Source organism: Lacrimispora indolis DSM 755, from assembly GCF_000526995.1.
Classification (GTDB): Bacteria; Bacillota; Clostridia; order Lachnospirales; family Lachnospiraceae; genus Lacrimispora; species Lacrimispora indolis.
Genome location: NZ_AZUI01000001.1, coordinates 4,315,022 through 4,340,487 on the forward strand (window position 1 = coordinate 4,315,022; position 25,466 = coordinate 4,340,487).

Sequence of the window (25,466 nt, forward strand, 5' to 3'; positions counted from 1 at the left end):
AGGAAGCGTATGGGTTGGTTTTCCTGGCTGAATAGGAAAAAAGCGGAGGAACCACCGAAGCCGCCGGAACCACTGGTGTTAGGAGCGAGGTTACGCTGTAGATATGGATCTCATGACAGTTTTTTACATCTGGAGAAAGAGAGTATTGATATCAATACTCTGCCGGGAGCATGTGTAGATGATTGCATTGCGTTGGAGAACATTTTATCTTTTGGAAATTGCCATGTAGGACATCTGTGTGAGTTTAAGATGGAAATAGAAGGGAAATGGGAGAATCCAGAACCGCAAAAAACCATGGTCAATGGAAAGGAAATTATCACAACAAAATCGATTCTGAAATGCAGGGAATCTGCCGAGGAATTTGAAATTATTAAATCAGGCCAGGATGGGATATATGCGAAGCAGATATTGTTAATCCGTGAGATGCAAAATAGATATCCGGGCTTGTTGGAAATCCTTCAGGATTCATATGGTAGCCTGTATCTGCAAGAAGGGATGTACGAAGAGGGACTCCGGTTTTTAGAGGATAGGATGAAAGCCCATGGAGGAGAGGTAGAAATCAATAGCATGTATGCCGATGGAAATCTGGAGGGGCATTTAATGCTGGCGTCCATGGAAAGGCTGCTGGTGGACTGTAATACAAAAGCATTTGAAGTATTTATGGAGGATTTGACTGATACAGCGTGTCAGAACAAAATGGGTAACAAGGCAGAGTGGAATCAAAATTATCTGAATGCAACAATGCTGGAACTATTTAAGAAGGATTGTAAAGAGACCGCAAAGAAGATGGAGACAGACCCTATAAGCAGAGCCATTGAGAAACATAAAATGTTTGGCAGCTGGTTTGCAGAAAGTACAAATGCCATGGCGTATTCAATACTCCTTTATTATTCAGGTACGAGCGAAGTGAGGAATAGAAAGGGGAAATCTACAGAAGAGGAATCTAATATTGGAGTGGCTAAGAGACAAGATAATGCTGCTGGAATAAAAGGTGATAAGATTAATAACAAAGGTTCTGGCGAGGTGGGAATTGGTGCTAAGGGGTCTGGTGAGGTAATTCAGAATAGCTCTATAATTCCAGATAAAGCTTATGATATAGCGAATCAGGTAAAGAATAATAATGGGACACCACTGGCTGGATATAAAGGTGGACGAACATATAAGAATATACCTTTAGAAGAAGGTGCACAGAAACTTCCAGAGGGAATAAGTTATAGGGAATATGACGTCAATCCATACGTGAAAGGCAAAAATAGAGGTGCTGAAAGAATAGTTATTGGCGATGATAGTTCTGTATGGTATACTAATGACCATTACTCTTCTTTTACAAAAATACAATAAAGGAGTAGGTTTATATGTATGAAGAAATTATAAATATAATGAAAGAAAAAAATGTAATATTTAGTTCAGGAATAAATGAAACAGATTTAAGTAAAATACATCAGATTTATGAGATTATGTTACCAAAAGAACTTATTGAATTTTATTCACTGGCATTGCCGATTTCAAAGGGTTTTTATAATTGGAAAGATTTTAGTCTTAGTAATATAGAGCATATAAAGTCAGCACTAAAAAGACCTGAAAATGATTTAATTGAGCTAGTAGATGAAGTTTATTGGTGTGATGATTGGGGAGAAGAGCCATTAGATGAAAATGAAAAGGCGGAGGTAATAAATAATTTTCTAAAAACGGCTCCTAAACTTATACCCATATTTACACATAGATATTTGCCATCTTATCCAGATAATAAATCAAATCCAGTATTTTCAATACACGGAACGGATGTTATATATTATGGTAATGATTTACTTTCTTACTTACAAATAGAATTTGGTTTAAAAGACTATAATGATATAGATTATTCAAAGATACCTCATGTTCCATTTTGGTCTGATTTAATATAACTCAATGGCGTTCAATTTGCTATATGACTAAAAAGGAGATATAAGATGAATTTAGTGATCTCATATTACATCTGTTTTTTATAATTGGTAAATGAATTTTATTAGTATTAGTCTGTCGGCGACCCCATTTTGGTAAAGAAGTTTTTCTTCCAAAGCAAATTGGTTTATCGTAAGCGTCAAATAGGCGCTTACGGTGAATGTGGTGAAAGTACAAGACATCTGTCGATGAAATGATAGAATAGAATATTTTTGAAGAATTTATTGTGGGGCTAACATCATTTTTATCCAATAATAGTTTAAATGAGTTATTAGATAATAGTCTAATTGATGAGAAGATATACTCTGATAGTGAAGAACTTAGAAAGCATACTCTAAAATTAGATGGCTCAAATCAGTGGAATGTCTCATCTTTCAGAAATGCAGAAACATGGAAAGAAGTTATGCCATTATCGGATAAAATCAAACAGCAAATTCAGCAAAAGTGGAATGAAGAAGAGATTCAAGAAATATTTGAACTGTAAAGGTTATTGTATATTAAAACACGGCTATCACGAAAATAGTAGATTTGTATCATGCAGTTAGTTCTGTCCACTACCTCAGTCGCGAGTATGGTGTCTCAAATGTAACAATTTATACATGAATCCAGACTGATACAGACAACTTTCTTCTAAGACAAGTAAGGTTGTAAAGAACCAATGTAATATCCAGGCACTCCAACGAGACCTAGGGCAGTAAATACATACATTAATATGTGATGGTCTATGGAGAAGTAGATATGATTGGCAACAAGCAATATTTTTAAGTAGTTGTATAAGAATGAATATAAAATATTTAGGAGAGGCCGAGTGAACAAATGAAAAAGACACAAAAATGTAAACACATTTTGGTAATAATAGCAGCCCTTATAATGTTGGCATGTATTTCTGCCTGCTCTTCCCAGGAAACATCTGAACCTCAGACAGAACATCAGGAAGTATCTGAAATACAGACAGAATTGTCTGAGACGCCAGAATCTCAAAAGGAAGGTCAGACAGCGGAGCAGGGGTTTAATTCGCCGCAAAGCGCAGTACAAGCTTACCTGAAGGGGCTTAAGTCCAGTGATTTTAAACGCATGGCAGATACCTTTGCGGAAGAAATGTATTTAGATGATATTCTGCACCAATACATAGTCCTCTGCCAGTTGGAGCTGAACCCGGATAGCTACATACAATTAAAAGAAGATGGGGACGCAAAACAGTTTATGAAGAAGCTGACGGGGCAGATAAAGGCAGTGGATTTAGAAAGTATGAAATTGCTGGGATTTATGCCTTCGGAAATGTACCCAGAAATATATAGTTCGGAGACACATAAAAAAAATATGGTCAAGCGGGCGGTAAATTTTGGCGGTGACAATATAGAAAGCTGTGCAGCCCTTATTGAAATGGGAGAGAATAAGTACGCCCTTTTCTTTGATGTAATAGAATTCGATAGCCAATGGTTTATTCTGGAACTGGGTGGGCTTTTAGCCAATATGGCAGATATAGATAGGGATTCGGCTGGAACTGTACTGCTGGATGAAGAAGGTGGGCAGGCATTTATGCAAATGATAACCGATTTTTCAAAGGATCTGTTCGAGTCAGGAACAAAAGCACCTGTTGCAGAGAAACTCACAGAAATTATTTTTGAATCAGAAGGATTTGATTCCCCTCAATTGGCTGCAAAAGCCTATCTGGAAGGCTTTAAGGCTCATGAATTAGATCAGATGATAAGTGCGTTCTCCATAGAAAGCTATGTAGATCATTATGATTTACAGGCAAGCTTAGAAAATGTCCATGCATATGTCTTTATGCATCAGGAATTCGATCTGCCCGCTGTAAATGACTTTTCAAGAGGCTTCAATATTCAAAGGAGAAAAGAAGAAATTATACGGGATACGGTAAAACAATATGCTTCTGTTTATATTATAAATGAAGGATATTTCAAAGATTCCACTTTATTGGAAGATGTAGACATTTCTGATGAAAATATTTCTTCAAAACTAATAGAACTGTTGAATCAATTGGATTTGAGTTCCATGAAAATCCTGGGGTATGTCCCTCCTGAGGAACTCTCAGAGGAATATGGTTCCGATGGCAGACTGGATATCAGAGCACAGCGGACAAAGGTTTGCGGTGCAGACAGAGTGGAAAGCTGCGTTGCCATCTTTGAAGTTGAAGGGAATAAGTTTTGTTTCTGTTTTGATGCAGTACAATACAAGGGCAAATGGTATATCAAGCAGCTTGGCGGTAGCATTTCCACATTGTTGGATATACCCTCTGATTTAGCAGGAATCACGCCAATTGATGCATTGGAAAAGCCTGAGGTTGAGAAATTGATTATCCCTATCGCGTGATGGAAAATCATATGAGAACACAGGACTATATCATTTTTAATAAAAAAATTCAAATCATGGGGCGGTAGATTTTTTATTCCGATGAAATCGCAAATAAAATTTAAGAATTTATTATCGAATAAATTGTTATGATATTAAGCTTTCTGGGCTGTCGAAAGGCAGCTCTTTTTGACATACCAGAATCTGTCGCATAATGTAAATAAGGGGTGACGACCGAAATGTGATCTCCCCCATGAAAATAAATTATATATCTTATATCAGTTTTTGTTGTTTACAAAGACTTAAAAGCTGCCTCGTTAAGCAGAATCATCTGCAAATCAAACTGCTGGAGTGACATTGGTCAATAATCATTTCTTCATGGATCAGAATTTTCGATCAGAAAAAGTAGCATTTAGATTTTATGTAACGAAAATATGGTGTAGCATTAACAATAATTACAACCTATAAAAAAATAGCGTTCCTTATTATAGTATTGGTAGGAGCTATCAAATGTTTTCTACTGAAAATTGGGAGGAAATGAGGAAAATATGAGTAAAAAACTTTTTGAAAGGTGTTACCGGAATTACATTACAAGCTTTGGAATCAAAACAGCTCTTTTTATATCGGTTCTTATCGTATATATTATAGCCAGATTGCTTTGAATCAGGAACGCCAAATTATTAAAATGTGCGTTATAAAAGCTTGTTGATTGAATCAGTGAGCAGGATATTTGCGGGGATTTTCTAGTGAAGGAGGGAAGCTTCTTCATTAAGATATTTTTTTGCTAAAGGAATAAGGCTTCCCCCTGCTAAATTTCCCGCAGAAATGACCAGGATATACAGAAATGCTTTTGCATTCCAGGCATTTCCCATGGTAAAATAAAACATATCTGCTATGCTGTGTTCATAACCGGAAAGGATAAATACCATGATCGGCATGATCAAAGTTAAATACTTTCCAATACCGTCTTTGATGGTTTGATAGCCGATAACTGCGATACACATCATAATACCGCACATAACAGCCATGATAAAAGTGCTGAACAGAGTATCTGACAGTTTCACATTCACAAGTTCGCTTGTGTGATCCACCAGCTTTACCAGTTTTGTATGTCTGTATATAATCCCGGCTCCAACTGTTCCTGTAAAATTACCTATGTATACAATAAGTATTGTTACTAAATAGGAGGGTTTTTCGTTAACAATATAACAAACCTTTCCTGTAAACAGATTAAATCCAAAGGTATATATGGTAAATAATCCGATTGAAAATAAAAAAGAACCTGCTATATGATTCTCAAGTGTTAAATAGATTACTCCGCCTATACTGATGGCAATTCCGGCTATAATCGCGTTAATAAATGTTTTCATCGGTGAATGCTCCCTATTCTTTTTAACTCGGCTGCAAAAAGGATTTTTGTATGGCCACGTCATATTATAGCACAAGAAAATAGGTTTACAAGGTTAATCTCCTTATTGACACAATTTATCAGTCACAATGACCGTGGATTAAGCGATAAGAAGAAAAGACATAAAAGAAGGCCAGCACCTTCTGGCGCTGACCAGTATGTTCCGGCCTTTCAATAAGTGATCTCGATTAAATACTTTCTATACATTAAATCGAAACAGAACAACATCCCCATCCTTAACTACATATTCCTTACCCTCCAGGCGGACCAGACCTTTTTCCTTTGCTGCACTGTAGGTTTTGCAATCCAGAAGATCCTGGTAATTCACCACCTCGGCACGGATAAAGCCCCGTTCAAAATCGGAGTGGATCTTGCCGGCGGCCTGAGGAGCCTTGGTTCCTTCCTTAATGGTCCATGCCCTTGTTTCCGTAGGGCCGGCAGTTAAGTAGCTGATGAGTCCAAGCAAATGGTAGCTGGCTGCAATCAACTTTTCTAGGCCTGATTCTGTAAGCCCCAGATCCTCTAAGAACATCTTTTTTTCATCTTCTTCCAGTTCAGCAATTTCCTGTTCGATTTGGGCACAGATGACGAAAACTTCACAGTCGTTTTCTTTTGCAAATTTGCGGACCCTTCCAACGTATTCATTGGAAACCCCGTCATCAGCCAGGTCATCCTCACAGACATTGGCAGCAAAAATCACAGGCTTGAAGGTGAGAAGATTAAGGGTGGAAATAAATTCTCGTTCATCCCCATCCTCGATCTCCATCCCTCTTGCCAGATTCCCATCCTCTAAGTGGGACTTGATTCTCTTTAAAATTTCCAGTTCCTTTGCAAGAGACTTATCGTTCATGGCGCCTTTTGTAGATTTGGCGATGCGGCGGTCTAATATTTCTAAATCGGAAAAGATCAGTTCCAGATTTATGGTTTCAATATCACGCAGGGGATCCACACTTCCATCCACATGAATTACATTGCCATCCTCAAAGCAGCGAACCACATGGACAATGGCATCCACCTCCCTGATGTTGGAAAGAAACTGGTTGCCCAGACCTTCCCCCTTGGAAGCTCCTTTTACAAGTCCTGCAATATCGACAAATTCGATCACAGCAGGGGTGATTTTTGCGGAATCATATAAAGCGGCCAGCTGGCCTAAGCGAACATCCGGAACTGGAACAACTCCCACATTGGGATCAATGGTACAAAATGGATAGTTAGCAGACTCTGCACCGGCCTTTGTAAGAGAATTGAACAAGGTGCTTTTACCCACGTTGGGCAGCCCGACAATACCTAGTTTCATAGCAATTACCTTCCTAATATTGTTTATATTTATGGTTGATTTTTATCTGCAACTAATATAGAATATCATATTATCCATAAAATTAAAAGAGAAAAACGCAAGAATCAATTCTTTGTCGAATTATAGTCGAATATGTCGGGCGAATATGTTTGATTTTTGTGTTTTCACGGGGTAAAATAAAGAAAACATCGAAAGGAGAAGACGAATGGCAAATACGGCAGATATTAGTTTTGTTCATTTGGGGATTACAATCGACCATTTACGAAACAGTATCTCAATATTTGGATTCCGCATTGCATTTTACGGGATTATCATAGGGGTTGGAATATTAGCAGGTCTTTGGATTGCAACAAGCGATGCAAAACGCAGGGGGCAGGATCCGGATCTTTATCTGGATTATACTCTTTATGCAATCATTATCTCTATTATGGGAGCCCGAATCTATTATGTTTTATTTGATTGGGACAATTATAAGGATGATCTGCTTCAAATTTTAAATCTCAGGGCAGGAGGGCTGGCCATTTATGGAGGTGTCATAGCGGCCGTCATAACTCTAATTGTTTATGCCAGGGTGAAGAAACTTTCCTTCTTTTCCTTGGCTGACACTGGATGCCTAGGATTGATAACCGGGCAGATTATAGGAAGATGGGGAAACTTCTTTAATTGCGAGGCGTTTGGCGGATATACCGACAGCCTGTTTGCTATGAGAATCAGAAGAGCGCTGGTTAATGAGAATATGATATCAAGAGAGCTTTTGAACCATATGATCGTAAGAGATGGGGTAGAGTATATACAGGTTCATCCCACTTTCTTATATGAATCGGTCTGGAATCTCTGCGTGCTGGCATTTATGCTTTGGTACAGGAAACGCAAGAGGTTCGATGGGGAGATGCTTTTTATTTACCTGCTTGGCTATGGTTTGGGGCGAGTGTGGATCGAAGGACTCCGCACGGACCAGCTAATATTCTTTAGTACTGGCATTCCGGTGTCTCAGGCACTGTCATTAATTCTGGTAGTGATATCTACTCTTGTGCTCTTCTGCAAACACAGACAGATACGAAAAAAGAGCAAAGGAGAAGTAATGATATGATGATGTCAAAAGAAGAGTTAATACGTGATATTGAAGAAGCAAGGGAAAGATTAAATAAAAGCATTGAGCATGATGATGAAGATATTATTTATCACAGAAGTGTGGAACTGGATAAATTAATTGAACAATATATTGCCGCAGGCTATTGATACCAAAAGCCTGTGATGCGTTATGTGCAAATTTATAAAAGCACGGAAAGAGTTCCAGCTCTTTCCGTGCTTTTTTCGCTTTCCGGACCGGCAGCCGATTGGGGGAAGCTTTTTTTGCCAGCGCATTTGCTGGCGATAACAGTAGGTTTATAGAATTTTAAACGACAGCATATGGGAGCCGTTGTCGTTTCAGGGCGGGACGCAATGGCCTGGCTGGGAAGCAGGCAGACAAGGGTACGGCCCGTCCTCTTATGTTGTTTTTTTGTTTATTTTGGCGGAAGCGGTATGATGCAGAAGGGATGACAGGCAGGATCAAGCATCACTTTCCAGCTTTCTGATAATTGTATTTCTGACAAAACTGCCCCGCAGGAGATCGCGCGGCTTACCTCTTTATCCAAATCTGCTTCTTTCACATAAAAATCCAAGTGAAGCATTTGCTGCTGGACACCTTTAACAGCCGGCCATTTTGGTGGTGCGTAATCGCTGACCTCCTGAAATACCAGTGGCGTACCTTGTCCCTCAGAGCTTTTTACAATAATCCATGTTTCATCTTCAAAAAATTGCCGTTCCTTTGTCCAACCCAATAATTTCTGATAAAAATCTGATAATTCCTCCGAGTTGCCGGAATCCAAAACAATTGCTCCTAACCACATAAAACAGCACTCCTTTCCCCACATCAACAACGTTTATTTGTTCTTCATTCTTTTTACCGAGGATTCAATCATTTCATACACGGTGGATATAAAAGAAGTGTAACATATTTATAGCTGACAGCCAATGATAAATGCTTTTGCATCAATGCCATATCATGACAGACAGTTCCTTTATTCACGAAAAAAAGGGTAGCAGAAATTGCGATTGAACCAAAAGCAATTTGACACAATTCGCAGAGGGATGTAATATTTATCTAAGTATTGTCGAAAACTGATAATCAGACGGTGAAATATGTCCGGAGGTGGGAAAATGAAGCACTTGTCGTTCCGAATGAAATTGACTCTGGTGTTTATTGTCACAGCCATGATCGAAGGGGCTATTATAGGGAGTCTCTCCTTTTCCCATAGCAAAGCCATTGTTGAAAAGAATAAAAAGCAGGAAATGTCAGATACAATTAACCGCATTGATATCAATATCAATGTTAAGGTCCGCTATATTATGGAGATTCTTGACAATGCGGTGGCCAGCCAGCTTGTGCGGGATGCATGCGCTCCTGGCTGGGATGAGGGAGATCAGCAGGTCAGCCGTACGTATCTTGATGATTACTGCAGAAGCCTTATTAAATCGGTTGGTGAAGAGATGGATATTTCCATCATTAATACCTCCCGGGTGATGTATACAACAGCTGATACCGTAGGATCCAAATTTATTTCAAAGAAAGCACTAGAAAGCTACGATGAGGCTTTAAGCGGCAGAAACAATAAGCCTGTATGGACAGGAATCATGCCAAAGCTTTTTTCACCGTCAGGGGAAGAACAACAGGCAGTTACCGTTGTCAGGGCTATCCAGGACAAGGAGGAGGAAAGAAACTTAGGTGTCATGGTGATCGAACTGGATCCGGATATGTTCAGTAATCTGCTTTTGGGAAACCAGGGGTTGTTTCAGTACCAGTACCTGTTTATTTTAGACCAGAAGGGTCAGATAATCTGCAGCAATCCCAAGATAAATAACGGATGGCAGGAAGAAATCAATGACCGGTTCGAACGGGGGATCCGTCGCTTTGAATTGATATGGAACGGCAAGAAGTATTATGTCTGCGGACAATATAACGGCATAACAGGCTGGAAATCTTATTCAGCCATACCCTTTGAAGGGCTGTTTCCCCAGGCAGGAGATTTAAACAAAGCCATATGGCTGGTGGGAATGGTAAGCACCTTTGGCATTGCCATTGTCATCATCCTTTTGGTTTATGCCATGGCAGGGCCTATCAAGCGGCTTTCAAAGGCAATGGGGCAGGTGCAGAAGGGAGATTTTGCCGTCCGTGTCCCCAATAAGAGAAAGGATGAAATCGGGGAACTGACGGAATCCTTCAATTACATGCTGGAAGAGATCAATACCTTAATCAGGCAGGTGTATCAGGAAAAGATCGCCCAGAAAAATGCGGAGGTCCAGGCTCTCCAGGCACAGATTAATCCCCATTTTCTTTATAATACCCTGGATTCTGTCAACTGGATGCTGATTGACCGGGAAGAATATGATATCAGCGACATCATCCTTTCCCTGGCCGGTCTTATGCGTTACAGCATAGAGGATGAAAATGCCTTTGTACCTCTTGAAAAGGAAATCGGATATGTGCTTTGTTATTTAAAAATCCAAAAAAACCGTTTGGAAGAACGGCTGGAATATTCTGTGGAATCAGAAGAAAACTTAGCAGAGGTTCAAGTTCCCAAACTGATTTTACAGCCCATTGTGGAAAATGCAATCACCCATGGAATTGAGCCGAGAAAACAGAAGGGGAATATCAAAATCGTCATAAAAAATCTTAGGGATGAGATGCTCATTACGGTGGAGGACAATGGAATGGGTATGACTCCTGAACAGCTTCGGCACTTAAGGGAGGATGTGCCTGATATGGAGAAGGAAGGCCATACGGGAATCGGGGTCAGGAATGTGGACCGGCGTATCCGTCTCCATTATGGGGAACCTTATGGGATTGCCATAGAAAGTACTTATAGAAAAGGAACCATTGTAAGCCTGCGCATACCGAAAAATCACCGGACTGTAACGGAATCAGGAGAAGGGAAAGGAGAACACGCAAGATATGAAGCTGATCATCGTGGATGATGAACCTAAAATCAGAAAAGGACTTTTTAAGCTGCTGGAAGCCCAGGAAGGTTTTAAAGTAACCGGGGTATTTGAAGATGTCCATTCAGCTTTAAAGGCTCTGTATGAACTGGAAGCTGATGTGATCATTACGGATATAAAAATGCCGGAAGTCTCAGGCCTTGAGCTCATCCGCCAGATCCGGGAGAGGAACTTAAATATCCGCATCATCATCTTAAGCGGGTACAGCAATTTTTCCTATGCCCAGAAAGCCATTGAACTGGGAGTGACCAGATATTTGTTAAAGCCCACAGACCCCAGGGAACTTCTTTCCGTGTTAAGGGAGGTGGAAAGGGAGCTATTGCCGGAAGCCCCAGAATATGAGGGGAGACAGGGCCAGGCGGCAGATGGGGAAAATGAGATTGGGAATTTACTTGTGGTGAAAGCCATCCAGTATATTGAGGTTCATTACGGAGGCAAGATCACGCTGAAGGATATGGCCAGGGAGCTCCATCTCTCTCCTAATTACTTATGTGAGCTTTTTAAGCGTCATACCGGGAAGAATCTCATGGAATACGTGACCGAATACCGGATGCAAAAGGCAAAGTTCTATTTAAACCATGTAGAATATAAAGTGGCAGATGTGGCGGAAATGGTAGGGTACAAAGAGGCGAAATATTTTAGCAGTGCCTTTAAAAAGGCATATGGGATCACGCCTCTTGAGTACCGGAACAGGCGTTAAATTATCTGGATAAACTTAAGAAAAAGACGGGAAATTAACTAAAAATTAACTCCTGTCTTTCTTTTATTTAGTCATAATAACAAAAAACATAATATTTTGGAGTAAATAGTAATCTGATAGAATTGTGATAAATACCAGGAAATGATAATCTATTATCACAAACAATTCGCAAACGTCTGTGAATGATATCAGTGGTGAATAGCTGTCAGATATTATTCGGGTCAGACGCAAAAAAGGAGGAACTTCGTATGAAGAAAAGATTTGGCGCATTACTTATGGCAGCGGTAACAGCAGCAGCACTGGTGCTAAGCGGCTGCGGTACGGACGGAAAAACAGAGGGTGCAGCTGAAACAAAGGCTAAAGCAGGAGGAAAAAGCGCGGCTGATTATAAAATTGTCCTCATCCTCCCAGGGCCGATCAATGACCAGAGCTGGAATGCAACCAACTATGCAGGGCTTACCGCCTGCAACGAAAAGCTGGGCACCAAAATGGAGTATGTTGAAAACGTGCAGGCATCTGATTATGAGTCAACCTTCCGTGAATATGCGGAGCGGGGCTACGACTTAATCATGGCAGCAGGTTCCCAGTTTGATGAAGCGGTAGCTGCGGTGGCTCCCAATTATAAGAACACTACTTTTTGTGCTGTAAACGGTTCCAAATGCGACGGAGAGAATGTGGCGCCCATTTTCCCAAAGGAATATGAAGCCAGCTACATCGCTTCCATCCTTGCGGGAAATGTGACAGAGAACGGAAACTTTGCAACCATCGGAGGCTTCCCCAACGAGCCTATGGAGCATTTGATGGATGTATATGAAAAGAATTCGGTTAAGATCGCAGAGAGCCGCGGTATTTCCGGCGCAAAGGCTACAAGAGCCTATGCAAACAGCTGGAATGACGTAGCCCTTGGCAAACAGATGGCCGAGCAGATGATCGACAACGGAGCTGACACCCTGTTTGTATACGCCAATGAGGTTGGACTTGGAAGCATTGAGGCAGCAAAAGCGAAAGGCGCGAAATTCATCGGTTTTTCCAGCGACCAGACCACCATTGATCCCAATACTGTCGTAGCTTCTGTTAATTTTGATTTTAAGAATTTCTATACCTGGGCTCTGGGACTTTACATGGATGGCAAGCTTTCCGGAAATATGGTTCATGAAGCAGGTATTAATGAAGATATCTTTGTGCCGGTTTATACCGATAATATTTCCCAGGACATTAAGGATGCTGTTGATCAGGGAATCAAGGATTTTAAGGATGGAAAGGTAGATTTACAGGCGATGTTTGAAAAATAGGAAGTACCGGAGGGCTGCCCCAGGAGAAAACAGGATTGTTTAAACTGGGCCGCCCTCATCGTTTAAAAAGGAGGAGCTTCGTGAATACACCGTTTTTTGAATTAAAGAACGTATCAAAATATTTTGCCAGGGTTGTGGCAAACAAGGACATTTCTTTTTCCGTAAATAGAGGAGAGGTGCTGGCTCTGTTAGGAGAAAACGGGGCAGGAAAAAGCACGGTTATGAAGATCCTCTATGGTCTTTACCGGGCTGATGAGGGGCAGATCTTAATGGATGGAAAAGAACAGAAGATCACTTCCCCAAAAGACGCAATGGCTCTGGGAATTTCCATGATACAGCAGCACTTTTCCCTGGTATCCGCCCATACGGTTACGGAAAATATTATTTTAGGCAATGTAAACGGCATCATTGATTATGAAAAATGTAAAAAGGAAGTTGAAGAATTGTCGGCCCAGTATGGGTTTCGCATTCCTGTGGATGCAAAGGTGGAGGAGCTTGCAGTAGGAGTGCAGCAAAAGGTGGAGATCTTAAAAGCCCTCTATTTAAAGACAAGCCTGCTGATCATGGATGAGCCTACGGCAGTGCTGACACCCCAGGAAGCCGATACCCTGATGGAGTTTGTAAAAGAATATACTGCCAGAGGAAATTCTGTTATCTTCATCACCCATAAGATGAAGGAGGTCATGGAGGTGGCGGACCGGATCATTGTTATGAGAGGCGGAAGGCTTACAGGAGACCTTTCAGCAAAAGATACCAATGAGGTGGAGCTGACCAGGCTGATGATGGGAAAGGAAATGGTGGCCCCGAAGCGGGAGCTGGAGGAAGGGCAGAAGGAAAGGAAGATCTGCCTGGAACTGGATTCTGTCACAGTACAGCGCAAAGGGGAACCCCCTCTTTTAAGTGATCTGTCATTCCAGATCATGGAAGGTGAGATCTTCGGAGTGGCGGGGGTGAGCGGAAACGGCCAGGAGGAGCTTTGCGAAGTAATCTGCGGAAGCTTACCAGCCACTTCCGGAAAAGTGCTTTTAAACGGACGGGACATTACCTCTGCTTCTGTAAGGGACCGGATTGATCTGGGAATCGGATACGTTCCTGTAGACCGTTACCGGGATGCCATGGTAGGAGAGATGACTCTTGCTGAAAACATGATGTTAAAAACCAGCTTTGATAAAACATGGACCGTCCATGGCTTTTTAAATAAGAAGAAACTGCAAAATGACACGCAGAAAACCATCGACGAATTTGATATCAAGGCACCGGGACCTGATGCACAGATCAAGGGCTTATCAGGAGGCAATCAGCAAAAAGTCATCCTTGCCAGGGAAGTGAGAAACGCAGGAAAGGTGCTGATCATGGACCAGCCCACCAGAGGTCTGGATTTAGGTGCCATCAATAACATTCATAATAATATCCTGGCAGAGCGGAAAAACGGAAAAGGGATTCTTCTGGTATCCACAGAATTGTCGGAGATTTTCCAGCTTTGCGACAGGATTGCCGTGATCTACAAAGGATCATTTATGGGAATCTATGACCATGACCAGCTTAGCACAGAACGGATCGGTCTGTTAATGGCCGGCTACAAAGAGGAGAAGGAGGCGTAAAGCATGAATACAAAAATCAGGGACATGATCGTGACAAATGCTGCTGCCATCATTGCCGGCCTGCTCTTAAGCGGCCTCATGCTTATGCTGCTGCATATCAATCCGGGAGAAGTATTTGTATATTCCATTAAGACCATGTTTACGGATAAGTACACCATGGGAGAAGTGTTTTTAAAGGCAACGCCTCTTATATTTACTGCATTGGCCTTTGCGTTTACCTTTAAGGCCAACTTATTTAACATCGGTGCCCAGGGCCAATTTTATATGGGTTCTGTTGCGGCCATTGCCCTGTCCCTGCAGCTTGACGGCAAGGTCCCCACAGCCCTTCTTTTGATCCTTGTATGCCTTACAACAGCACTGGCAGGAGGTCTTATGGGAGCTTTGATCGGGTTTTTAAAGGCGCGCTATAAAGCCAATGAATTTCTGGTCAGCATGATGTCCACTTATGTTGCTTTGGCGGTGATGAATTATTTGCTGCGTACATTTTTAAAGGAATCCAAGGGGGAATACCCCCAGACAGATGCCATATCAAGGGCAGCATGGCTTCCGGTCATTGTAAAGGGAACCAGGCTGCATATCGGATTTGTATTGGCGGTTCTGGCTGCCATCGGAATCTGGGTGCTGCTTTATAAGACTCCTCTTGGATACCGGATCCGGGCAGTGGGAAGCAATGCTTCCGCAGCCAGGATGTCAGGAATTGATTCAAACAAAATCTTTGTGACCGCATTTTTTATCAGCGGCGCCCTGGCAGGAGCTGCCGGATTTACAGAGGTAAACGGCGTTCAGCATATGCTGATCCAGGATTTTAACAGCGGAGTGGGTTCCGCCGGCTTAGGGATCGCCATACTGGCCAATGCCAATCCCATTGGAATCATTTTAGCCTCTGTATTATTCGGGGCGCTGGGCGTCATGGGAAATCTCATGGGGCGAATGCCAGGGGTCAATGTTCCTGCAAGCATTGTTGATCTGATGCAGGGATTTGTCATGCTGTTCGTTATCATATCCTATTTCTTCCGGCATTATCTGGAAAACAGGAGAGAGAAGCGCAGGCTTCAGAAAGGAGCGTGAGACAGGTTATGATCATAAGCTTATTAAAACGTGCATTGATGATGAGTACACCCCTGCTGTTTGGCTCCATTGCGGAAGTGATCGCGGAGCGTTCGGGCATGATGGTTACTGCCATTGAAGGGATATTCCTCATGGGAGCCTGGGGTGGATTTGTGGGAACCTATTTGACTGGCAGTGCATTTATCGGTATCCTTGCTGCGATTCTTTCAGGGCTTGTGGCTGCAGCTGTTTATGGCGTAGTATGTATTTATTTGAAGCAGCATCAGGTTGTAACAGGTACCGCCATTAATGTGCTGGCAGCGGGAATCTGCACCTATTTGCAGAGGGTATTGTTCGGCGTTCCCACCACTCCTCTTAAAATCAGCCCTCTGCCTGAGATTGCAATCCCCTTTCTCAGTCAGATCCCTGTCATGGGACCGGTGTTTTTCCGGCAGAATGTGTTGACCTATGTGGTGTATCTCCTCATTCCTGCTTCCTATTTCCTTTTATTTAAGACGTCCTTTGGGCTGACCATCCGTTCTACCGGGGAAAATCCGGAAGCAGTGGATGTGGCCGGTATCAATGTGAATGCGGTCCGGTTCTTTACCGTTCTTTTGGCCGGAGTTATGGGAGGAATTGCAGGCGCATTTTACTCTGTGGGATATTTGGGAATGTTCACCACTAATATTATCGGCGGCAGGGGCTGGATCGCATTTGCCATATGCTTTTTAGGCAACTGGAATCCAAAAGGAGCTGTTGCAGGAACCGTGGTATTCGGGCTGACAGAAGCCATCGCCATTTATATGCAGTCCGTGGGAGGCGGAAGCTATTTCCCCAACGAATTATTCATTGCCATGCCTTATCTCCTGACCATTGTGCTGACCGTGTCCAGAAGGAATTTTAATGTGCCGGCAAAACTGGGAGTCGCATACAGCAAAGAAAACTAAGGCTGAAAGAAAGACATCTTATAGTATAAAAATATGAAAAAAACAGGCATTTCCTGACCAGTGTGTTCCACCCATACTGCCTCAGGAGGTGCCTTTTTTCCATTTTCTGGAAGAAATAAAAGGCTGTCTGTCAGCAGTTACATGATATCTGGACGAAATTGAAATTTCTACGAAATTGTTCTTGCTATTTCCACGTAAATGTACTAGAATTAAACCATAAGTGGAGGAAAGTGGTGCAAAGTGGTAGAAAATGGTGGGATAGTGGTCCAAAACCCTACCAATGTACAAGCAGGTGATTGGTATGTTCATGGGTGAATACAATCATACGGTCGATGCAAAGGGACGTCTTATTGTCCCGTCGAAGTTCAGAGAGCAGCTGGGAGAAGAATTCGTTGTGACGAAGGGACTAGATGGCTGTTTATTTGTGTATGATAACAATGAGTGGATCACCCTGGAAAATAAGCTGAAAAGCCTGCCCCTGACCAACACCAATGCCAGAAAGTTTTCCAGGTTCTTTCTGGCCGGAGCAACCACCTGTGAAGTGGACAAGCAGGGAAGGATTCTACTTCCGTCAGTCTTAAGAGAGCATGCGGGGATTGACAAGGATGCAGTTCTCGTGGGAGTGGGAAGCCGTATTGAAATCTGGAGCAAGGATGCATGGATAGCAGCCAATACCTATGAAGATATGGAAGAAATCGCGGAAGCTATGGAAGGACTTGGTATATGATGTTTGAACACAAGTCAGTGCTGCTTTATGAGACCATTGACAGCCTGAATGTAAAGCCAGACGGAATCTATGTAGATGGAACGCTGGGAGGCGGCGGACATGCTTTGGAAGTGTGTAAGCGCCTGGGAACTTACGGAAGATTAATCGGAATTGATCAGGATGGGGATGCTATTTCAGCAGCCACAGAACGGTTGAAGGCTTATGAAGATAAGGTGACAGTCGTAAGAAGCAATTACGAAAATATACAAACGGTATTAAAGGATTTGGAAATAGAAAGGGTGGACGGAATTTACCTAGACCTTGGGGTATCCTCTTTTCAGCTTGACATGCGGGAAAGAGGATTTACCTACAGGGAAGATGATGCGCCTTTGGACATGCGGATGGATCAGAGGAATGAACAGACGGCGGCTGATATCATCAATACCTACAGTGAATTTGACTTATACCGGATCATACGGGATTATGGTGAGGATAAGTTTGCAAAGAATATTGCAAAGCACATTGTAAGGGCCAGGCAGGTAAAGCCCATTGAGACAACAGGAGAATTAACGGAAATCATCAAGGGAGCGATCCCTGCCAAGATAAGAGCAGTGGGGGGACACCCCTCCAAACGGACATTTCAGGCTATACGGATCGAGCTGAATAAGGAACTGGAGGTTTTAAGCAAGTCCCTTGATACTATGATTGATTTGTTAAATCCGGGAGGACGGCTGTCCATTATCACCTTTCATTCCCTGGAAGACAGGATGGTGAAGACGAGCTTTAAGACCAATGAAGACCCATGCATTTGCCCAAGGAATTTTCCTGTCTGTGTCTGCGGAAGGAAGAGCAAAGGCAAGGTCATTACAAGAAAGCCTATTATACCGTCAGAAGAAGAGATAGAAGAAAACAAACGTTCAAAGAGTTCAAAGCTTCGTGTATTTGAACGGATTTAACCTCATTAAGTAAGACCCTCATTTCCAAGTAGGAAAGGCATAAATGGCGGGCAGGAACTTACTTGTGTCAGAATAGGGGCAAGCCCCAACTGACAAGCAGCAATTGCAGCTATGAGATTATGCCCGGTGAAGCTGGGCACACTGTGAGCAAGTAGCAAAGCGGATTGCGAATATCCGATAAACAAAGGGAGGAAGAGAGAGTGGCTGCAAGAAAAAATATGCGTTCCTATGGGAATTCCACTTACGTACAGGGAAACACTGTTCGTAAATCCATGCCGGTTGAATTGCCGGTCCATACACCGGAAGAAAAACGTCGTCCATCAGTTAACCATCAGGTCAGAAGAAACCGTGAAAAAGCCTTGCAGATGGATTTGCCTTATGTGGTCATGCTGACCGTTGCTGCGGTCTGCACCCTCTGTCTGTGCGTAAATTATCTGCATTTGCAGTCCTCTATTACAGCCAATATTCATGGCATTGAGCTTTTAGAAGCAAAACTGGAACATTTGAAAACTGAAAATGATGCATTGGAAATGAACATCAACACTTCCGTCGATTTAGATCATGTGTACAAAGTGGCTACTGAGGAACTTGGTATGGTCTATGCGAATAAAGATCAGATCCTTCACTATGATAAGACGGAAAGTGAGTATGTAAGACAGAATGAGGATATCCCGAAACACTAACAAAATCAGAAATAAAAAGAGTAAGGTATTTCCCCGTTATATGCAGGAAAAGCTGGCGATTACTGTTCTGGTAATTACGCTGGCTTTGTTTGCATTAGTTATGACCCTGTATAATCTGATGACAAATAAAAAGGAAGATTACAACCAGATCGTGCTGTCTCAGCAGGAATATGACAGCCGTACCATTCCCTTTAAGCGCGGGGACATCATGGACAGGAATGGGACCTATCTGGCAACCAGTGAAAAGGTATATAACTTGATCCTGGATCCAAAACAGATCATGTCAGACCAGGAAGCTTTTCTGGAGCCGACCATAACAGCCTTAACCGATTGCTTTGGCTATGACCGGACAGAGATCATGAATCTGATTCAGGAAAAGAAAGATAAACAGTATGTGCGCTATGCAAAGCAGCTTACTTATGACGATAAAGAAAAATATGAAAAGTACAAGAAGGATCAGTCAGAAACACTGAAAAAAGGCGGGAAGGCCATTAAGGGAATCTGGTTTGAGGATGAGTACAAACGAGTGTATCCCTATAACTCCATGGGCTGCAACGTCATTGGCTTTGCCAATGGGGATGGCATGGATGGAACAGGAGGGATCGAACAGTTCTATAATACGACCCTTATGGGAACCAACGGAAGAGAATACGGCTATTTAAATGACGACTCCAATTTGGAGAGAGTCATAAAGCCTGCTTCCAACGGCAATACCGTGGTTTCTACCATGGATGCCAACATTCAGAAGATCGTTGAGAAATACATCAGTGAATGGGAGCAGACGACAGGAAGCAAACGTGTTGGTGTAATCGTTATGGATCCTAATAACGGTGAGGTCCTGGCTATGGCAAATGACAAGGCTTTTGATTTAAACAATCCCAGGACATTAAGGCCGGAGTACACCGATGAGGTGCTGCGCCAGCTTGGGATCAAGGAAGCCATGGATGATTACAAGAGAAAGAATAAAGATGCCCAGCCTTTGACAGAAGCAAATGTTTCCCAGCATTACAGCAATGAGGAAATCATGTCCCTGGGGACCCAGGTGGCCTGGAACCAGACCTGGCGTAATTTCTGCATCAGCGACGGATTCGAGCCGGGGTCAACGGAAAAGATATTTACCGTGTCAGCTGCCCTGGAAGAGGGGGCTATTACCGGAAAGGAAACTTATGAGTGCAACAAATTCCTTGAGGTGGGAGGACATAAGATCAACTGCGTCAGCAGGTATGGACATGGCCTTATCACTGTGGAAGAAGGCCTGATGAAATCCTGCAACGTGGTCATGATGCGGATCGCCCAGCAGATGGGAAAAGAAAAATTCTACAAGTATCAGCAGATCTTTGGTTTCGGTTCCAAGACCGGGATCGATCTGCCGGGAGAGGCGGACAACAAGACTTTGGTCTATACCCAGAATACCGCAGGACCTACAGATCTTGCGACCAACGCCTTTGGACAAAATTTCAGTTCTACCATGATCCAGATGGCTGCCGCCTATTGTTCCGTAATTAACGGAGGCTCCTATTATGAGCCTCATGTGGTGAAGCAGATCCTTAATGAGCAGGGTTCCGTCATAAAGAAGGTCGAACCGGTCCTGGTCAGGGAAACAGTATCCGAATCCACTACCAAGTTCATCAATGAAGCACTGTTTAAGACCGTCAATGCGCCGGGAGGAACCGGAGGAGCCGCAAAGGTGGTGGGATATAAAGTTGCCGGGAAAACTGGCACTGCAGAGAAGATTCCCCGTGATAAGACCAATTACGTGGTATCCTTCTGCGGATACGCTCCATCGGATAATCCTCAGGTTCTGGTTTACGTTGTAGTTGACGAACCTCATGTGGAGGATCAGCCTCACAGTACCTATGCCAGTGAGATTTTTGAAAAGATCATGACTGAAATCCTTCCTTATTTAAATGTATTTCCGGATACAGATACGGAATCCTCACCGCTGCCGGATGAGGCGGCAAAGCTTCCGGATCAGGAAGGCATAACCAGTGAGACGGAAAGCGCTTCCCAGGGAGATACCCCATCAGAAGAATCAGGCACAGAAGAAACTACCAGTGAAGTTCCTACCATGGAAGACGGAACTCCGGTTCCGGATGAGTATTTAAATCCTTCTGAAGAATACGTTAACAGGGAAGAAGGAGATGATGATTCCAATCTCCCGGCAGCGCTGCCCTCCGAAGAGACTACAGCACAATAAGGAACTTTTTTCAAAGAACTCATAAAAACTCCGGAAATTCATATACTGTAGAAATAATGGTGATGGAGCAGTGCATGAGTTCGAATAAGACACATCACAGAGAGAAAATAGCCATCCTGTTTTTCCTGTTATTTCTTGCCATGACAGGACTTATGGGGCGGCTTATTTTTCTAATGATTTTCCGTTCTGAACATTACGGTGCCATGGCATTAGACCTTCATGAACGGGAAAGGACCATAAAAGCGGCCAGAGGAAACATTGTTGATGCCAATGGGGTGGTCATTGCCACCAACCGGACGGTATGCACCATATCGGTCATACATAACCAGATCAGAAAGGCAGATGAGGTTGTGGCGGTCCTTTCAAAGGAGCTGGGCCTGCAAGAGGAAGAAGTTCGGAAAAAGGTAGAAAAGTACAGTTCAAGGGAAATTATTAAGACCAATGTAGACAAGGCTCTGGGAGATCAGATCCGAAGCTATCATTTAGAAGGTGTGAAGGTGGATGAGGATTATAAGCGGTATTATCCTTATGATACCCTTGCTTCTACGGTTCTTGGCTTTACGGGAGGAGATAACCAGGGAATCATTGGCCTGGAAGTAAAATACGAACAATATTTAAAAGGACTTAACGGAAAAATCCTGACCATGTCCGATGCGGCCGGAATTGAGATTGAAAATGCGGCAGAAGACAGGATCGAGCCTGTGGCGGGACAGGACTTATATATCAGCCTGGATGTCAATATCCAGCGGTATTGTGAGCAGGCGGCTTATCGGGTGATGGAGAAAAAGGGCGCAAAAAGAGTGTCGATCATTGTCATGAATCCTCAGAATGGGGAGATTATGGCAATGGTAAATGCACCTGAATTTAATTTAAATGATCCGTTTACACTAAGTGTAGATGCAGAAGTGCCGGCAACTGACAAGGAAAAACAGGATTTGTTAAACAAGATGTGGAGAAATCCCTGTATTAACGACACCTATGAACCAGGTTCCACCTTTAAGATCGTCACTGCGGCCGCAGGGCTGGAATCAGGAGTGGTAAAGCTTGATGACCATTTTTCATGCCCCGGTTTCCGGGTGGTGGAGGACAGAAAAATCAGATGCCACAAGGTGGGAGGCCACGGTTCGGAGACCTTTCTCCAGGGGATGATGAATTCCTGCAACCCTGTTTTGATCGACGTAGGGCAGAGGCTTGGAGTGGATAATTACTATAAATATTTTGAGCAGTTTGGTTTAAAGGGAAAAACCGGGATCGACCTTCCCGGCGAGGCATCTACCATCATGCATAAAAAAGATGATATGGGGCTTGTGGAGCTGGCAACCGTTTCTTTTGGCCAGTCTTTTCAGATCACTCCCATGCAGTTAATCACCACAGCTTCCGCAATTATTAACGGCGGAAACCGTGTTACTCCCCATTTTGGAGTGAAGTCTGTGAGCACGGATGGAGAATCTGTCCATGACTTTACCTATCCTGTGAAAGAAGGGATTATATCTCCGCAAACAAGCGAAACCATGCGTTTTATCCTGGAACAGGTTGTTGCAGAAGGAAGCGGAAAAAAGGCACAGGTCGACGGCTATCGGGTGGGCGGAAAAACAGCCACCTCCGAAAAACTTCCAAGAAGTCTGAAAAAGTACATTTCGTCTTTTGTGGGCTTTGCCCCGGCTGATAATCCACAGGTGATTGCCCTGATTACCATCGATGAACCTGAGGGGATTTATTACGGCGGAACCATTGCTGCACCGGTCATTGCAGACATTTTCAAGAATATTCTTCCATACCTGGGAATCGAGCCAACAGAGGAAAAAACTGCTTCGGCGTTTCGAATCTATGGTTGATTATTCAGGCAAAAAGACGTATACTACTAACTGTGTACTTTTGAAATACAAATACATAAAATATTGAGGTGTGACATGATTAACGAAACGATTCTGGCAATCATCATAGCATTTGCCATCAGCGCCATGCTGTGTCCCATTGTAATCCCATTTCTCCACAGGCTGAAATTCGGCCAGGAGGTCCGCAAGGAAGGGCCTGAAAGCCATATGAAAAAACAGGGTACTCCCACCATGGGAGGGCTTATCATATTGACCAGCATTATTATTACATCGCTGTTCTATGTGAGGGAATACCCGAAGATCATTCCTGTGCTTTTTGTGACTGTGGGATTTGGTATCGTTGGGTTCCTTGATGATTACATCAAGATCGTGATGAAGCGGTCAGAGGGGCTTACGCCTGTTCAAAAGATGGCAGGGCAGTTAATCATTACAGGCATTTTTGCCTATTATCTGCTTCATTCAAAAGATGTGGGGACCGAAATGCTGATTCCCTTTACCGGAGGCTTTGAAAAAGGGCTGTTTCTGAATTTAGGCATACTCTTTGTACCGGCAGTATTTTTTATCGTAATAGGGACTGACAATGGGGTGAATTTCACCGATGGACTGGATGGGCTCTGCACCAGCGTGACCATTCTGGTGGCCACCTTCCTGACTGTGGTGTCCATCGGAGAGAATACCGGCATCAGTCCCATTACCGGTGCGGTGGTTGGAAGCCTTTTGGGATTTCTGCTCTTTAACGTGTACCCTGCCAGGGTGTTCATGGGGGATACCGGTTCCCTTGGGCTTGGAGGCTTTGTTGCGTCCAGTGCCTTTATGATGCAGATCCCTATTTTCATTGCTATTATCGGCTTCATTTATTTGATCGAAGTATTATCCGTCATCATTCAGGTGACATATTTTAAGAGAACAGGCGGAAAGAGGATTTTTAAGATGGCTCCCATCCACCACCACTTTGAACTTAGCGGCTGGTCGGAAACACGGGTGGTAGCTGTGTTTGCAATCGTGACAGCGGTTCTTTGCCTGCTTGCATACCTTGGATTATAGGAGAGAGAAACCATATGAGTCAGAAAATATTAGTCGCCGGCAGCGGAAAAAGCGGTATTGCCGCATCCAGGCTGATCCTTAAAACAGGCGGTGAAGTGATTCTTTATGACAGCAATGCGGCCCTTCATAAGGAGGACCTGCTTCTCCAGTTTGGAGAAGGAGAAAGGATTTCAGTTTTATTGGGGGAGCTTCATAAGGAAGACCTTGCAGGTGTGAGCTTATGCGTCATAAGCCCCGGCATTTCCTTGGATGCCCCTTTTGTCCCTGTTCTGAAAGAGGCGGATATTCCGGTCTGGAGTGAGATCCAGCTGGCTTACCACCATGCAAAAGGAAAGCTGGCAGCGATCACGGGAACCAATGGTAAGACAACCACTACGGCCCTTACCGGTGAGATCATGAAGGCATATTATGACCACGTATTTGTAGTAGGAAATATTGGAGTTCCTTATACGGAGGAAGCCTTAAAGACTGATCATGATTCGGTAACAATAGCGGAGATCAGCAGCTTCCAGCTGGAGACCATCACGGATTTCCGTCCGGATGTGAGCGCCATTTTAAACATAACGCCAGACCACTTAGATCGTCATAAAACCATGGAATGTTACATAGAAGTAAAAGAACGGATTACATCAAACCAGAGGCCTCAGGATTTTTGCGTTTTAAATTATGATGATCCTGTATTGCGGGAGTTTGGTAAAACCATGAAGCCTAAGGCAGTCTATTTCAGCAGCAGCCAGCTTTTGGAAGAAGGTTACTGTATGGACGGCGACAGGATCATTTGGAACCATGACGGAGAGAGGATGGAGATCGTAAATATCCATGAGATCCAGCTTCTTGGCCGCCATAACCATGAAAACATCATGGCAGCAGCCGCCATATCCGCCCAAATGGGAGTGCCCATGGAAATCATTCAGAAGGTGATCCGCGAGTTTAAGGCGGTGGAGCACCGGATCGAATTTGTTGCGGAAAAGGCGGGAGTAAAGTATTACAACGATTCCAAGGGAACCAATCCGGATGCGGCCATCCAGGCGATAAAGGCCATGCCGGGGCCGACTCTGCTCATTGCAGGAGGGTATGATAAGAACTCAGAGTATGACGAATGGATCGGATCCTTTGACGGAAAAGTGAAATACATGGTGCTTCTGGGTCAGACCAGGGAAAAAATTGCCGAATGTGCAGCCAGACATGGTTTTACCAATGTAATGTATGCGGAGGATATGCAGGAGGCGGTAAAGGTCTGCGCTTCATATGCCAACAGAGGAGACCACGTCCTCCTGTCCCCGGCCTGTGCCAGCTGGGGGATGTTTAAATGCTATGAAGAACGTGGCCAAATTTTCAAGGATTGCGTCCGGGCTTTGTAGAAGCAATGAGCCCGTCAAATTATGAATGCCATGGCGGTGTCGTGGCGGCCCACCAGGCCGCAGTTCATGCCCGCCGGCCTGGTTGAATAAAATAGCAGTT

At 43.4% G+C, this 25,466-nt stretch carries 22 protein-coding genes; 19 read left to right on the forward strand and 3 right to left on the reverse strand.

The features are described 5' to 3' along the window. Positions 1 to 9: 9 nt before the first annotated feature. From K401_RS31990 to K401_RS0120775, 4 genes are all read left to right on the forward strand, one after another. On the forward strand, positions 10 to 1,341 hold the full coding sequence (locus tag K401_RS31990) for a ribonuclease domain-containing protein (RefSeq protein ID WP_024294763.1): 1,332 nt from the start codon (positions 10 to 12) through the stop codon (positions 1,339 to 1,341). 14 nt (positions 1,342 to 1,355) lie between these two features. Beyond that, positions 1,356 to 1,904: a hypothetical protein gene (locus K401_RS0120765; protein ID WP_024294764.1), complete on the forward strand. Its 549-nt coding sequence runs from the start codon at positions 1,356 to 1,358 to the stop codon at positions 1,902 to 1,904. A gap of 263 nt (positions 1,905 to 2,167) precedes the next feature. Next, positions 2,168 to 2,425 (forward strand): hypothetical protein, encoded by a 258-nt coding sequence (locus tag K401_RS31395; RefSeq protein WP_051153007.1) that lies wholly within the window; start codon positions 2,168 to 2,170, stop codon positions 2,423 to 2,425. Between the two features lie 749 nt (positions 2,426 to 3,174). Beyond that, positions 3,175 to 4,275 carry a hypothetical protein gene (locus K401_RS0120775; RefSeq protein WP_156945296.1) on the forward strand — a complete coding sequence of 367 codons (1,101 nt, stop codon included), beginning with the start codon at positions 3,175 to 3,177 and terminating at the stop codon, positions 4,273 to 4,275. A 722-nt stretch (positions 4,276 to 4,997) separates the two neighbouring features. Here K401_RS0120775 and K401_RS0120785 read toward each other — a convergent pair. Continuing rightward, a complete protein-coding gene (locus K401_RS0120785) occupies positions 4,998 to 5,687 on the reverse strand; it encodes a formate/nitrite transporter family protein (RefSeq protein WP_084492949.1) in 690 nt (229 codons plus the stop codon). 174 nt (positions 5,688 to 5,861) lie between these two features. Further along, positions 5,862 to 6,959, reverse strand: a complete 1,098-nt coding sequence (gene ychF / locus K401_RS0120790; RefSeq protein ID WP_024294767.1) for a redox-regulated ATPase YchF — start codon at positions 6,957 to 6,959, stop codon at positions 5,862 to 5,864. A gap of 205 nt (positions 6,960 to 7,164) precedes the next feature. On the opposite strand from ychF, the gene lgt reads away from it, so the two are divergent. Beyond that, complete coding sequence (gene lgt, locus K401_RS0120795) at positions 7,165 to 8,049, forward strand: prolipoprotein diacylglyceryl transferase (protein WP_024294768.1); 885 nt, start codon at positions 7,165 to 7,167, stop codon at positions 8,047 to 8,049. Further along, positions 8,046 to 8,198, forward strand: a complete 153-nt coding sequence (locus K401_RS32545; RefSeq protein WP_198018262.1) for an aspartyl-phosphate phosphatase Spo0E family protein — start codon at positions 8,046 to 8,048, stop codon at positions 8,196 to 8,198. Before lgt ends, K401_RS32545 begins: the two co-directional genes overlap by 4 nt. A gap of 266 nt (positions 8,199 to 8,464) precedes the next feature. On the opposite strand, the gene K401_RS0120805 is transcribed toward K401_RS32545, so the two are convergent. After that, positions 8,465 to 8,851 (reverse strand): VOC family protein, encoded by a 387-nt coding sequence (locus K401_RS0120805; protein WP_024294769.1) that lies wholly within the window; start codon positions 8,849 to 8,851, stop codon positions 8,465 to 8,467. Positions 8,852 to 9,161: 310 nt separating this feature from the next. Between K401_RS0120805 and K401_RS0120810 the strand changes: the two genes are divergently transcribed. The 13 genes from K401_RS0120810 to murD all read left to right on the forward strand — a co-directional run bounded on the left by K401_RS0120810 (position 9,162) and on the right by murD (position 25,366). Next, positions 9,162 to 10,976: a cache domain-containing sensor histidine kinase gene (locus tag K401_RS0120810; RefSeq protein WP_027352368.1), complete on the forward strand. Its 1,815-nt coding sequence runs from the start codon at positions 9,162 to 9,164 to the stop codon at positions 10,974 to 10,976. Then, entirely contained in the window at positions 10,954 to 11,697 is a 744-nt protein-coding gene (locus K401_RS0120815) for a response regulator transcription factor (RefSeq protein ID WP_024294771.1), read from the forward strand. Before K401_RS0120810 ends, K401_RS0120815 begins: the two co-directional genes overlap by 23 nt. Positions 11,698 to 11,945: 248 nt before the next feature. After that, on the forward strand, positions 11,946 to 12,989 hold the full coding sequence (locus K401_RS0120820) for a BMP family protein (protein WP_024294772.1): 1,044 nt from the start codon (positions 11,946 to 11,948) through the stop codon (positions 12,987 to 12,989). A gap of 80 nt (positions 12,990 to 13,069) precedes the next feature. Then, on the forward strand, positions 13,070 to 14,590 hold the full coding sequence (locus tag K401_RS0120825; RefSeq protein ID WP_024294773.1) for an ABC transporter ATP-binding protein: 1,521 nt from the start codon (positions 13,070 to 13,072) through the stop codon (positions 14,588 to 14,590). 3 nt (positions 14,591 to 14,593) lie between these two features. Next, a complete protein-coding gene (locus tag K401_RS0120830) occupies positions 14,594 to 15,658 on the forward strand; it encodes an ABC transporter permease (protein ID WP_024294774.1) in 1,065 nt (354 codons plus the stop codon). 8 nt (positions 15,659 to 15,666) lie between these two features. Further along, a complete protein-coding gene (locus K401_RS0120835) occupies positions 15,667 to 16,584 on the forward strand; it encodes an ABC transporter permease (protein WP_027352367.1) in 918 nt (305 codons plus the stop codon). A 301-nt stretch (positions 16,585 to 16,885) separates the two neighbouring features. After that, positions 16,886 to 17,311, forward strand: coding sequence for a division/cell wall cluster transcriptional repressor MraZ (gene mraZ / locus K401_RS0120840; protein WP_024294776.1), 426 nt, complete (start codon positions 16,886 to 16,888; stop codon positions 17,309 to 17,311). Further along, a complete protein-coding gene (rsmH, locus tag K401_RS0120845) occupies positions 17,308 to 18,246 on the forward strand; it encodes a 16S rRNA (cytosine(1402)-N(4))-methyltransferase RsmH (protein WP_024294777.1) in 939 nt (312 codons plus the stop codon). Before mraZ ends, rsmH begins: the two co-directional genes overlap by 4 nt. A gap of 200 nt (positions 18,247 to 18,446) precedes the next feature. Beyond that, complete coding sequence (locus tag K401_RS0120850; RefSeq protein ID WP_024294778.1) at positions 18,447 to 18,929, forward strand: cell division protein FtsL; 483 nt, start codon at positions 18,447 to 18,449, stop codon at positions 18,927 to 18,929. Positions 18,930 to 18,969: 40 nt separating this feature from the next. After that, a complete protein-coding gene (locus K401_RS0120855; RefSeq protein ID WP_034620591.1) occupies positions 18,970 to 21,126 on the forward strand; it encodes a peptidoglycan D,D-transpeptidase FtsI family protein in 2,157 nt (718 codons plus the stop codon). Between the two features lie 74 nt (positions 21,127 to 21,200). Beyond that, positions 21,201 to 22,961 (forward strand): peptidoglycan D,D-transpeptidase FtsI family protein, encoded by a 1,761-nt coding sequence (locus tag K401_RS0120860; RefSeq protein WP_024294780.1) that lies wholly within the window; start codon positions 21,201 to 21,203, stop codon positions 22,959 to 22,961. A gap of 75 nt (positions 22,962 to 23,036) precedes the next feature. Further along, positions 23,037 to 24,005, forward strand: coding sequence for a phospho-N-acetylmuramoyl-pentapeptide-transferase (gene mraY / locus K401_RS0120865; RefSeq protein ID WP_024294781.1), 969 nt, complete (start codon positions 23,037 to 23,039; stop codon positions 24,003 to 24,005). 14 nt (positions 24,006 to 24,019) lie between these two features. Continuing rightward, positions 24,020 to 25,366, forward strand: a complete 1,347-nt coding sequence (gene murD, locus K401_RS0120870; RefSeq protein ID WP_024294782.1) for a UDP-N-acetylmuramoyl-L-alanine--D-glutamate ligase — start codon at positions 24,020 to 24,022, stop codon at positions 25,364 to 25,366. Positions 25,367 to 25,466: the final 100 nt, after the last annotated feature.